11 protein-coding genes are annotated in these 12,906 nt (G+C 29.7%); 10 read left to right on the top strand and 1 reads right to left on the bottom strand.

All coding sequences use genetic code 11. The features are described 5' to 3' along the window. Positions 1 to 295 precede the first annotated feature (295 nt). The 9 genes from typA to cysC all read left to right on the top strand — a co-directional run bounded on the left by typA (position 296) and on the right by cysC (position 10,123). Positions 296 to 2,095 carry a translational GTPase TypA gene (gene typA, locus QM536_03665; protein MDI9356108.1) on the top strand — a complete coding sequence of 600 codons (1,800 nt, stop codon included), beginning with the start codon at positions 296 to 298 and terminating at the stop codon, positions 2,093 to 2,095. Between the two features lie 108 nt (positions 2,096 to 2,203). After that, positions 2,204 to 2,773: a hypothetical protein gene (locus QM536_03670; protein MDI9356109.1), complete on the top strand. Its 570-nt coding sequence runs from the start codon at positions 2,204 to 2,206 to the stop codon at positions 2,771 to 2,773. Between the two features lie 12 nt (positions 2,774 to 2,785). Further along, positions 2,786 to 3,934, top strand: coding sequence for a cysteine desulfurase family protein (locus QM536_03675; protein ID MDI9356110.1), 1,149 nt, complete (start codon positions 2,786 to 2,788; stop codon positions 3,932 to 3,934). Between the two features lie 7 nt (positions 3,935 to 3,941). Further along, positions 3,942 to 4,607: a hypothetical protein gene (locus QM536_03680; GenBank protein ID MDI9356111.1), complete on the top strand. Its 666-nt coding sequence runs from the start codon at positions 3,942 to 3,944 to the stop codon at positions 4,605 to 4,607. Positions 4,608 to 4,649: 42 nt separating this feature from the next. Continuing rightward, the gene (locus QM536_03685) at positions 4,650 to 6,302 is read left to right on the top strand and encodes a hypothetical protein (GenBank protein ID MDI9356112.1); all 1,653 of its coding nucleotides are present in this window, start codon (positions 4,650 to 4,652) and stop codon (positions 6,300 to 6,302) included. Positions 6,303 to 6,318: 16 nt separating this feature from the next. Continuing rightward, positions 6,319 to 7,830: a DUF5723 family protein gene (locus tag QM536_03690; protein MDI9356113.1), complete on the top strand. Its 1,512-nt coding sequence runs from the start codon at positions 6,319 to 6,321 to the stop codon at positions 7,828 to 7,830. Positions 7,831 to 7,846: 16 nt separating this feature from the next. Further along, a complete protein-coding gene (locus QM536_03695; protein MDI9356114.1) occupies positions 7,847 to 8,272 on the top strand; it encodes a GtrA family protein in 426 nt (141 codons plus the stop codon). Between the two features lie 36 nt (positions 8,273 to 8,308). Beyond that, a complete protein-coding gene (locus tag QM536_03700; GenBank protein MDI9356115.1) occupies positions 8,309 to 9,427 on the top strand; it encodes a hypothetical protein in 1,119 nt (372 codons plus the stop codon). A 93-nt stretch (positions 9,428 to 9,520) separates the two neighbouring features. Then, on the top strand, positions 9,521 to 10,123 hold the full coding sequence (gene cysC, locus QM536_03705) for an adenylyl-sulfate kinase (GenBank protein ID MDI9356116.1): 603 nt from the start codon (positions 9,521 to 9,523) through the stop codon (positions 10,121 to 10,123). Here cysC and QM536_03710 read toward each other — a convergent pair. After that, a complete protein-coding gene (locus tag QM536_03710; protein ID MDI9356117.1) occupies positions 10,120 to 11,205 on the bottom strand; it encodes an o-succinylbenzoate synthase in 1,086 nt (361 codons plus the stop codon). The two genes, cysC and QM536_03710, sit on opposite strands and share 4 nt — an antisense overlap. Before the next feature lie 211 nt (positions 11,206 to 11,416). On the opposite strand from QM536_03710, the gene rimO reads away from it, so the two are divergent. Then, entirely contained in the window at positions 11,417 to 12,727 is a 1,311-nt protein-coding gene (gene rimO / locus QM536_03715; GenBank protein MDI9356118.1) for a 30S ribosomal protein S12 methylthiotransferase RimO, read from the top strand. Positions 12,728 to 12,906 lie beyond the last annotated feature (179 nt).

The raw sequence follows: 12,906 nt of genomic DNA on the forward strand, positions 1-12,906 counted from the left end.
AAGGAGTGAAATTTTATTATATTTTTGCGAATGGTAGTTAAATAAAAGTATAGAGGGGTTCTAAAAATTCAAATCCTAAAAACTGCATCCCTTAAAAACTAATAGTTACAAACATTTTTTTTTGAATAAATCAATTTTTAGAACCCGCGAATAAAACTTTTTTTAGTTTTTTTAATAGATAAATTTCTTAATGCATAAAAAACAATCTATTATTGAGCATTTTTTATGTTTTTTTTTGTAGAAGGTATAAATTCATAAAATAATGCTAATATGCTAAAAATACTTAAATAAAACCATGCAAGATATAAGAAATATAGCAATAATAGCACACGTAGATCACGGAAAAACAACATTGGTAGATAAAATCATTCACCAATGTAAATTATTTAGAGATAATCAAGAAGTAGGGGAGCTCTTATTAGATAATAACGAGTTAGAGAGAGAGAGAGGGATCACCATTTTATCTAAAAATGTTTCTGTGCGATATAAAAACACCAAAATTAATATTATAGATACCCCCGGTCACGCTGATTTCGGAGGTGAAGTAGAAAGAGTTTTAAAAATGGCAGATGGGGTGCTTCTTTTAGTAGATGCCTTAGAAGGAACAATGCCCCAAACTCGATTTGTACTCAGCAAAGCAATTGATTTAGGTTTAAAACCAATAGTGGTTATCAATAAAGTAGATAAACCTAATTGCAGACCTGATGAAGTAAACGAACAAGTATTTGAACTTATGTTTAATATCGGGGCGACAGAAGAACAATTAGAATTTAAAACACTCTATGGCTCTTCAAAACAAGGTTGGATGGGACACGATTGGAAGCAAAAAACAGAAGATATAACTCTCCTTTTAGATACTATATTAGAAGTTATTCCCGCTCCCGAACAACGTCAAGGAATATTACAGATGCAAATAACATCTTTGGAATATAACAAATATACGGGGAGAATAGCTGTAGGAAGAGTATACCAAGGAACCATAAAAGAGAACTCAAATATTGCTCTTTGTAAAAAAGATAATGTCATAAAAAAATCAAAAATAAAAGAACTCTATATTTTTGAAGGGTTAGGAAAAGTAAAAGTAGAAGAAGTGAAAGTAGGGGACATCTGTGCGGTAGTAGGAATAGAGGATTTTGAAATCGGAGACACTATATCTGACGCTCTGAATCCCATACCATTACAAAGAATATCAATAGACGAACCAACTATGAGTATGCTTTTTACTATCAACACTTCACCTTTTTTTGGAAAAGAAGGAAAATTTGTTACCTCAAGACATCTCAGAGACCGTCTTTATAGAGAAACCGAAAAGAACCTTGCAATGAAGTTAGAAGAAACCAATTCTGAAGACAAATTTTTAGTATATGGTAGAGGGATACTCCACCTCTCCATACTCATAGAAACCATGAGAAGAGAAGGATATGAATTCCAAGTTGGGGAACCACAAGTAATATTTAAAGAAATAAATGGAATAAAACACGAACCAATAGAACTTTTAGTGGTAAATGTCCCATTAGATTTCTCAGGAAAAATAATAGAACAAGTAACCCAAAGAAAAGGAGAACTCAAAATAATGGAACCAAAAGGAGACCTTTATCACTTAGAATTTCATATACCTTCCCGAGGTATTATAGGACTCAGAAACAATGTTCTTACCGCCAGCCAAGGAGAAGCTATTATGAACCATAGATTTTTACAATACGAACCTTATAAAGGAAATATACCCGGAAGAATAAACGGATCTCTTATCTCATTAGAAACAGGACCCGCAACCGCATATAAAATAGATAAACTCCAAGACAGAGGTGTATTTTTTATAGATCCAGGAGATATTGTATACGGAGGACAAATAATAGGGGAACACAATAGACCATCAGATCTTACCGTAAACGTACAAGAAGGAAAAAAACTTACAAACGTCAGAGCAACAGGAAGTGACGATAGCCCAAAAATTACCCCTAAACAAAATTTTTCACTAGAAGAAACACTCGAATATATAAAAAAAGACGAATATGTAGAAATAACCCCTCTATCTGTCAGAATGAGAAAAATATATCTCACCGAACATGAAAGAAAACAAATGGAAAATAAATAAGGAATGGTGTTTTGATGTATATTATTTTTCATTTTTTAAGTTTTATGAACCATATACATTATAGCAATTTACATGCCGTTAAAGCTTCACACAAATACTAAAATAAATATGAGAATTTTTTTTTTGTTATATATTATTTCCTTTTCTGTCTATAGTCAATTTCAGAAACCAAAAGTAAAACAAGACACCGCTCATACTCTTATCAAAAAAGAAGAAGTATCCAAAGAAAAAAAAACAGAGAAAACATCTTTCCGAGACAAACCTTTTTTCGATAAGATATACTTCGGCGGAAACGCAAATTTTGGAGTCGGAAACATTACTTTTATATCCCTTTCCCCTTTAATAGGATATCAACTAACAGAACGAATCTCTTTCGGACCTGGTTTTATATACAGCTACTATAAAAATAATAATCTTCGATATAGCTATCATACTTACGGTGTAAGATTGTTCGCCAGATGCGATATTATATATAACATTTATGTATATACGGAATACGAATACCTTACTAATAATCTACAGATAAAGAATAATGCAATGTTTGTAGGAGTAGGATATTTTCAACCCATATACAAACGAAGTGGATTTATGCTTACAGCATTATATAATTTATTATATAAAGGAATTAATGATTATTACCCATCTCCCTTAGACATAAGATTTGGATTTATTTTTTAAAAACACAAAACGATGAGAATTTATTTAGATAACGCCGCATCTACACCATTAGATACTGAAGTATTAGAATCTATGATGCCTTTTATGAAAGAAAACTTCGGAAATCCTAATTCTTTACATACACATGGAAGAATAGTCCGTTCTGCTATAGAAAATTCAAGAAGAAAAATAGCGGACTTATTAAATACCAGCCCATCCGAAATTTTTTTCACATCAGGCGGAACTGAATCAGATAATATGGCTCTTCTACAAACCATAGAAACATATAAAATTTCACATATACTCTCCTCAAAAATAGAACACCATGCTGTATTACATACAATAGAATCTCTCCACAAAAATCGTAATATAGATGTTTCTTATATAGATTTAGACAAAAAAGGACACATAAACTTAGAAACATTAGAAACATTTTTAATACACCATACTGGCAATGCACTCGTTTCCCTCATGCATGCGAATAATGAAATAGGAAATATTACAGATATAGAATTGGTTGGAAAACTTTGCAAAAAATATAAAGTGTTTTTTCACTCTGATACCGTTCAAACAATGGGACATTATCCTCACAACCTCAAAAAACTTCCTATTGATTTTATAGTAGGAAGCGGTCATAAATTCCACGGACCAAAAGGAATAGGATTTATATATATAAACAACACAAATACAATAGCCCCCTTTATACAAGGAGGATCCCAAGAAAGAAATATGAGAGGCGGAACAGAAAACGTAACAGGAATAGTGGGAATAGCAAAAGCATTAGAAATAGCATACTCACAAATGAACGAACACGAAAAAAATATAAAACATGTAAAACAATATATGATAAGAAAATTACAAGAGACCTTTCCTAAGATCTTATTCAACGGGGATTCAGATTCTTTAGAAAAAAGTCTTTATACGATACTTAACGTCTCTTTTCCCGAGCATGAAGATAATGATATGCTTCTATTTCATCTAGATATAGAAAAAATCTCTGCATCAGGAGGAAGTGCTTGCACAAGTGGAAGTTTGAAAGGATCACATGTATTGGAAATCCTACAAGTAAATCCCAAAAGAGGAAATATTCGTTTTTCTTTTTCAAAATACACTACTATACAAGATATTGATTTTACTATAGAAAAACTCTTAAAAATATTCTCAAAAAAAAAATATAACTAAAAAACACATGAATTTTAGTAAACTTTTTATTTGTATTACTTTTTTTTATTTTTATGAAAAAGCAGACGCACAATTTCTTAAAGAATACAATTTTATAATAGAACCCACCAAATTATATATTTTTGATGAACATTATAACGGATACATGACATCTTTTGATATATCTGAAAAAGAATTAAAAAAAAAATGGTGGCAATATATACACAAAAGATTTACTGTTTCCCTACATAAAACATTTTGGGTATTACAAATAAAACCATTAAAAAATAAAGAGAGGGTACATCCTATTATATGTTATTCTTCTTTTACCGAAAATGAAAACAAGGTAGAAATGAAACTCGTCTTTAATGATGATAATATGAAAGAAGACAATACAAAAAAATACTCAGAACAAACGAAACTTCTTTTATTAGAATTTAAAATTGTTGTTTTTCAGAAAAAAATACAAACAGAAATTTCTTTTATAGAAAAAGAAATAAAAACAGACAGCAAAAAATTACATGGTATACTCAAAAAACTCAAGAATATATCAAACACAGATATAAAAACAGAAGAAATAAAAAAATTAGAGGAAGAAAAAAACTTCTATAAAAAAAATATAAATAATAATTTACATAAAATTGAAGAAATAAAATATCTATTAATCAATAAAAGATCAAATATAATATTATAATATTATAATAATAAAAAAACATTTATATAACTATTCAAAAATATGAAAATATCTCTGCTTTTAAAAAACAGTTACTTCACCTTATTATTAAGCATTCTTTTCTTTTACTCTTCCTGCGACGTAGAAGAACTCATAGATGATATAAAAAATAAAAAACTCGTAGATTCTATACAAAACTTGGAAATAGCATTACCTGTTGGACATTCTATATATACAGCAAGAGAATTGTTTACCAGCGCAAAAGATGATGAATTGATAGTAAAAACAGAACAAGATTCTGCCCTTCTGATAGTATATGAAGATTCAGCGCTGTTACAAGGAAAAAATGTAATGTATAGATATAACGAATTCCCGCCAGCGAGTTACAGCTTCCCTTTAGAAGATGTTCCTACTTCTACTTCTATACAACAAAAAAAATTAACGGAACAAGTGATAGAATTAGAATATATAACAGATGCGGGACAAACAATAGATTCAGTAGATATTTCAAAATTACAATATGTCATAAATTTCTCAAGCACCGCGAGATTAGGAGTAGAGTTTTTTCAAAATATAGAGTTTCTGAACCATAAAAAAAATGGTCAAACTTTAAAATATATATCCCCAACCCCCATCATAGGTTCTAAAACTATTTACATAGATTCCATCGGTAACCCTAATACTATTAATACAAAAATAAATCTTGTTCAAAAAAATAACAGATCTTATATACAAATAAAACTATCCCCTATAATACGACTAGATCCAGGAGAATCTATCCTATCAACCCAAAAATATACAGTAACTATAACTGTGAAATCGATAAATTATAAAGTTATGTACGGATATTTTGGAAATAATACAAAAATTCGTATAGCAATAAAAAGTAATACTTTCGACGGTATAGATGATATTAGATCGGGATTCTTTGTAAAAGAACCTTCTATTAACTATGTAATACAAAACTCTTATGGTATCTCTTTTGAATTTCCACATGATAGCATTGTTTTGAAATATCCCGATGGGCGTAACCCACTCGTAACAGGTGATGTTACTACTCCAAAATATTCTATAATAAAAGAAGCATCTTCTATAGGGAATGTAGCTACTACTACTTTTTCTGTAAATAATGTAAATTCTTCCCTGAATGGAGATTTAGAATTTCCAACCGAATTAGTGACCCCTTATAATGTAATAATACTCAATCAAGGATTACAACAAGAAGTAAACTTTATAACCCCTAATAGTTTTATAAAAATCAAAAAAACACTAGAGCTACCTCTCCGATCAGTATTATTAAAAGATTCTAAATTAGAATTCCCATTTAATGTAGGAAACCTCCAAAAACAAATCAAATCATTTTCTACTATAAGAGCAAGAATAACCTCCTATAACCAACTTCCACTTAATGCAAAAGTAAAACTGGGATTTTACTCAGACTCTATAACTTTATTATACGAAACAGAATCACGCGATATATTAGCAAACCCGAATACAAATAACAATGGTAGACCAACTGAAACAAGACAACAAACTACAGATTTTCCTATAAATGAACCAAATATTCTCCAAATCATTAAGAATAACACCCAAATTATAAAGGTAACCCTTGATGGATTTACTCCAGGGTACGATAACAAAACTTTTGTCAAGGTATTAGCAGACAGTGAACTACAGGTTTTTGTAGGAATATCAGGAAAATACACTATTAAATAAAACATATTATTATACTATGAAAAAAAGTATACTTTTTTTATTACTATGGATCGCACTATTACTACAAGTAAATGGACAAGCAGGTCTTACCCAATACTCTTTTATGGGACATATTGCTACTAATAACTTTTTTAATCCTTCTTTTCTCCCAAGCAAAGGTGTATATATTGGATTACCTGTCCTTTCTAGCTTTTATTTAGAATATAACAATAGACTTAATTTTAATAATATTTACACACGTAACGCTGAAGGGTTCTCGTATATAGATGGAAAAAAAATATTTGATGCATCTAGTACTCTCAATCATATTACTTTTAATATCAATACAAATTTATTATTTGTAGGGGTTTCCACAGCAAATCACAGGTATTATCAGTTCGGAATAGATTTTCGTGTTTTAAATACGGTCTCATTCAATAAATTACTTCCTGCCATTTTTGATCAGGGAGTATCTACCGATGGACAAGTAAATAAATTTTTTCCCGCGGATTTAGAAGACTATACTTTGAGCAGCTCCAGTTTTATACAGACCTACATAGGATATGGATTCAAAGCAAATGATAACTTCCATTTTGGAGGAAGATTAAAATTCTTAAACGGACTCCATTACTTAGGAACAGACGGAGCATTAAACGGTATTATATCCATAGATCCTGTAACCTATCTCATAGAATTTAAAGCAAATAATGTAAATGTAAATAAAACCCCTTTTCCTATTTCACCAACAAATATTGTAAGTAATATTTCAAATAACTTTGGTTTAGGTATAGATTTGGGTTTAGAGTATAAAATAGATAATAGAACCTCCATTCAATTTGCTGCAAATGACATAGGATTTATTAGATGGAACAATGGTGCAGAAACTTATTCTTACAGAGATACAAGTATTATATACGAAGGATTCAATCTTAAAAATAACTATAAAGGTGTAGATGAACTATTAGATTCTATAACAAATATATTTAGTCAATATGATACAAAAAAAGGTAGTTTTACAGAATGGCTTAGCTACTCCTTCATAGCCAGTGCTAAATACCATATTTCTCCTCACCAAACACTTATAGGAACTATTTACACCCGAACAGTATTGAATCAGTGGTACGCTGCTTTTGGAGTATCATATAGGCATTTTATTAATAAGCATATTACTTTTGTAGGAAATATTATGAAACCTTCTCAGCATTGGGTACCAACCATAGGAACAGGCATAGTATTTGATTTTATCCCGATGCAAGTAAATATCTCTATGGATAACGTAAACCTATTTTATATAAAAGATATAAAAACTTTGCAGCTATCTTTTGGGGTAAATTTTGTATTTAACAGAGGGTGGGAAAAGAAACAAAAAGAAGTAGATGATGACGATGCGGAAATGGGGGGTATTTATCAATATATTAAAAAGAAGAAACCAAATAAATACTGGATACCATGGCTTAATTTTCAACAACCAAATATTCTTGGTAAACCAAAATTTAAAAAAGCACCAAAATCTTATAGAAAACATAGAACTACTCCCCAAAAAAAATAACTTATTTAGATAATAAATGATAAGCAAAACTATAAGAAAAAAAATTTCACTTTTTTTAAAAAATCAAACTTTTGAGCAAGCAGTAAAATACATTCTTACCGGAATATCTTGTACTATAGTGGATATGCTCATTCTCTATTTATTAACAAAATATTTATCCCTTTATTATATTACATCTGCTATTTTTTCCTTTATTGTTGCTGTAATAATGAATTATATCATGAGTATTTATTGGGTATTTAAAATACGTATTATAGAAAACAGGACATTGGAACTATTTTACTATATCATTATTTCTGTCGTAGGATTATTAATAAGTATTGGCAGTATATGGTTTCTTACAGAATATTTTGATGTCCATTTTATGGTTTCTAAGTTTTTCTCTCTCTTTATAACATTTGGATGGAATTTTTGGATACGTAAAAAATTCTTACACACATAGACAAATCAATATTTTATCGCTAATTTTATTTTCTAAATGCACTTATTAGATATCATAAAAAACTCATACCAGGTAGAACAAAAAAATATAAAAGAAATCCAGGATCTGATAGATAAATATCCATACTTTCAAACAGGATATATCCTCCATTTTATTTTTTCTTATAATAATATTACAGAATCAGAGAAAAAAAAACTCGAACAAAAAATCAATGTGTTTATCACTGATAAAGTATATGTAAATAGAACTATAGAAAAGTACACAATTAACAAGATGGAGAAACATAAGATTGTGGATAATACTATAAGTAGAACAAACAATGAATCCCTATCTCAAAATAATACAAATCTTGCTATAGAAAATAAAAAAGAATCCCCATCTAAAAAAGGCACATATTCCTTAAAAAAGATATTAGAAACAATGAACAATGAACACCAAAACGAACCCGATACATATAAACATTTATATAAATTTAAAGATGACAACAAACCAAATACCATAAACGAAAAAAACACAAAGATACCAAAGAGTGAAGTAGAAAAAAATTCATTTACCATAGAAACTAATCCAATAGAACAAGATAATCTCATAAAAGAAGTTATGGAAAATCTAAATAAAGTCCATATCTCTAAAATCAATTATATAAAATACATGCAAACAAAAAATAAAGAAATACCACAACAAATAATAGATAATAAAGAACTTCACAATGACATTAATGATTTATTAGATAACATAAAAAAAGAAACCTTCACCGAGGTAACAAAAAAATCAGATACTATACAAGAGATAGATATTCAAAATATTATTTCAGATGTCCAATCTATTTCTTATGAAAATTCAGATACTTCTCTCACAAAAGATAAAAAACAAAACAAAAAACAATTAGAAAAAGAAATAATAGAAAATTTTATTAACACAAATCCAAAAATAAATGTTAGAACAACATCTGAAAATACAGATCATACAAATTTTTTGATAGAAAGTACTGTTATAGAAGAAAATGTCTATAATGAAACTCTCGCAAAAATTTTTTTGAAACAAGGGAAAAAAGATAAATGTATAGAAATATATAAAAAACTCATGATAAAGCATCCCTACCAAAAACAATATTTTGAACAAAAAATTAAAGAAATAGAACTTACAAGTCCATAAAATGAAAAACAAAGATTCAAATACTATTCAAAATATCATTTTATAAATACATTAAAAATCCAAAGAATTACCTTAATATCATATTATAAATAAATGGAACAACCCAATATAAGTGAACATTATCAAAAAAAAATAAGTTATTTACAGAGAGTCCGAAAAAATAAACATAAATCATTAGTTATATCTTTTAGTGGACTTCCCTTCTCAGGGAAAAGTGCTATTGCGAGGCAGACAGAGATAGAACTATTTGAAAATAATTTTAATACATACTTTCTAGATATAGAAAGAATAAAAAAATATGTAGGTGCTGAAATAGATATGGGAAGTGTTTCGGGTAGAAAAGAATATGTAGAAAGAATTGGACATATTTGTGAACTTCTTTTAGATGCGTGTGTCATTGTTTTAATAATTCAACCTTTTGCTTTTGAACAAGAAAGAATTTTACTCAAAGAATATATCGGACAAATGAACTTCTTTGAGATATTTGTTGACTGTCCAATAGAAGAATGCAAAAAAAGAGACTATAAAGGTCTCTATCAACAAGCAGAAAATAACGAAATTAAAAATTTTCCAGGAATAAATATTCGTTATGAAGAACCTGAATCTCCCGATTTAGTTATCAATTCCGATAAAGAAACAATAGACGAATCTGTAGAAAGAATAATCCATATCCTCAAAGAAAAAATTCTTATCTAACAAAAAGAACTTCCTGCCCATTGTTTAGAAAAATCCTTTCTTATAAATCCATTTTCTACTAAAAGCTGTGCTTCAAAATTATTTACAAATAATTGCCCCGTTCCTAAACCTTGAGTTTTATCTATAGGATAAGATGCTACAAACTGAGCAATAGCATTTAATCCTATATTTGACTCAAGAGAGGAAGTCACCCACCATCCTCTCTGGTATTTTTCAGCAATTCTAATCCACTCTTCACAGGAAGAAAATCCTCCCAGTAATGTAGGTTTTAATACTATATAATCCGGCTTCACAAAAGAAACTACTTCTTCTTTTGCTGCAAAGGTATGCTTTTTTAATAATGTTTCATCTAATGCTATAGGAATAGGACTTTGGGAAACAAGGACTCTCAATTCCTCTAACAACGAAGCACCGAGAGGCTGCTCCACACTATGTATAGCATATCGAGATAGAATATCCAATTTTTTGATTGCTTCATTAGGAATAAACGCACCATTTGCATCTAATCTTATTGTAAGAGAACGAGAACTATATCGATTCCTTATATAGTGCAAAAGAGAACATTCTGTTTCAAAATCTAAGGCACCTATTTTGAGTTTGATACACGAATAATTCTCTTGTAGTTTTGAATCTATTTGTGCAACCATAAAATCTTTATCGCCCATCCATACAAGTCCATTGATAGGGATACTCTCTTTGCCTGCACTAAAGAGATTGGAAAATAGAATCCCTTTTCCGCCCCTAATATGGTCTAAAATTGCCATTTCCATACCAAATTTCACCGCGGGAAACCTTTCATGAACATTATTTTTTACCCAATCAAAAGCATCTCTTGAGTTTGCGAATGATGATATATGCTGAATCTTTTCTGCCAATGATCGAAAAAGAGATGGATAAGAATCTACATCATCGTCACTTAAAAAAACTAAAGGAGATACTTCCCCAATGCCACATACATCAGGACTTTCAGAATCTCGTAGAAAGAGTAACCATATTTTTTTTTCTCTTAAAACACCCCTAGAGGTCTTTGCATCAAATTTGAACGTAAGCAGATATTCTTTGTATGAAAGATTGAGTGACATTTTTACTTATTTTAATAGTAGCACATCTATTTAATGTAATAGTACCCTGATAAAACTGATTTTTAATTATTTATATCAGTAGCATTAGTTCAATCAGTGTTCTATTTTATGTTTTTTTTAGAAAACTCAAAATATATAAAAAAAAATATATCTTTCTAAAATCTCATTTCCACACATACTTTTAAACAAAATACAAAACCAAGTTTTACCATTGAAAACAAAAGGAAATATAAAAAATAAAGTAAATATTATTACATTGGGATGCTCTAAAAATAGGGTGGATTCGGAGGTTTTATTGACACAGCTCGTTGCAAATAAAATAGAAACAGTCCACGAATCTTTGGATGATGCCAATATTATTATCATAAATACCTGCGGATTTATTGACAATGCAAAACAAGAATCTATAGACACCATTTTAGAATATGCCGAGCATAAAAAAAAAGGGAAAATAGACAAACTCTATGTCACAGGTTGCCTTTCCCAAAGGTATAAAGAAGATTTGGAAAAAGAAATTCCCCAAGTAGATGCCTATTTTGGAACTCGAGAACTCCCTCTCCTCTTAAAAAGACTCAATGCTAACTACAAACAAGAATTAGTCGGCGAAAGAATCATCACCACCCCTCTCCATTATGCTTATATGAAAATATCAGAAGGTTGTGACCGCCCATGTTCCTTTTGTGCTATACCTCTTATGCGTGGAAATCACATTTCTAAACCTATTACTCAACTTGTATCGGAGGCAAAAAATCTTGCTAAAAATGGTGTAAAAGAACTACTCATTATTGCTCAAGATTCTACCTATTATGGACTTGATTTATCCAAAAAAAGACAACTCGCAGAACTTCTCAAACACCTTGGAGACGTGGAAGGAATAGAATGGGTAAGAATACATTATGCTTTCCCAACAGGATTTCCGATGGATATAATAGAAGTAATGAGAGAAAAAAATAATATATGCCACTATTTAGACATGCCAATCCAACACGGAAGCACTAAAATGCTCCAAATAATGCGAAGGGGTATCACGAGAGAAAAAATAGAAACACTTGTAAAAAATATTCGACAAGCAGTGCCTGATATTGCTATACGAACCACCCTTATTGCGGGGCATCCTCAAGAAACGGAAGCAGATTTTCAAGAAACTTTGGATCTTATACGAATTTTGCGATTTGAAAGATTAGGAGTATTTACTTATTCCCACGAAGAAAATACACACTCTTTCTCTCTGAAAGATGATGTACCTGAAGCAATAAAAACAGAAAGAGTCAACCAGATAATGGAACTACAAGAGAGTATATCTATGGAAATGAATCAAGCAAAAATAAACAAAATATTCAAAGTTTTGATAGATAAAAAAGAAAATGGATTCTTTGTAGGCAGAACAGAATTCGATTCTCCCGAAGTAGATAACGAAGTATTGATAGATGCAAAGAAACATTTTGTCAGAATAGGAGATTTTGTAAATGCAAAAATAATTTCTGCTGATGCTTTCGATATTTTTGCAGAACCATGTTCTTAATTTATTATAGTTTTACCACATAGATACATAGAAAAAAATATACTATGTGGTTAGCAAAAAAATATAATTATTTCATTTTTTTACCCGTGGGTTATTTATTTTTATATGTATTTAAATAGCATTATGAAATATTCAAAAAAAAATACATTTTACGTTTATGCATTTTTTAGCACATATAA

This window comes from Chitinophagaceae bacterium (assembly GCA_030053935.1).
Taxonomy (GTDB): Bacteria; Bacteroidota; Bacteroidia; order Cytophagales; family JASGCU01; genus JASGCU01.

Coding starts and splice junctions, on each gene's coding strand:
- typA (MDI9356108.1), top strand. CDS start 296: ATGCAAGATATAAGAAATATAGCAATAATAGCACACGTAGATCACGGA.
- QM536_03670 (MDI9356109.1), top strand. CDS start 2,204: ATGAGAATTTTTTTTTTGTTATATATTATTTCCTTTTCTGTCTATAGT.
- QM536_03675 (MDI9356110.1), top strand. CDS start 2,786: ATGAGAATTTATTTAGATAACGCCGCATCTACACCATTAGATACTGAA.
- QM536_03680 (MDI9356111.1), top strand. CDS start 3,942: ATGAATTTTAGTAAACTTTTTATTTGTATTACTTTTTTTTATTTTTAT.
- QM536_03685 (MDI9356112.1), top strand. CDS start 4,650: ATGAAAATATCTCTGCTTTTAAAAAACAGTTACTTCACCTTATTATTA.
- QM536_03690 (MDI9356113.1), top strand. CDS start 6,319: ATGAAAAAAAGTATACTTTTTTTATTACTATGGATCGCACTATTACTA.
- QM536_03695 (MDI9356114.1), top strand. CDS start 7,847: ATGATAAGCAAAACTATAAGAAAAAAAATTTCACTTTTTTTAAAAAAT.
- QM536_03700 (MDI9356115.1), top strand. CDS start 8,309: ATGCACTTATTAGATATCATAAAAAACTCATACCAGGTAGAACAAAAA.
- cysC (MDI9356116.1), top strand. CDS start 9,521: ATGGAACAACCCAATATAAGTGAACATTATCAAAAAAAAATAAGTTAT.
- QM536_03710 (MDI9356117.1), bottom strand. CDS start 11,205: ATGTCACTCAATCTTTCATACAAAGAATATCTGCTTACGTTCAAATTT.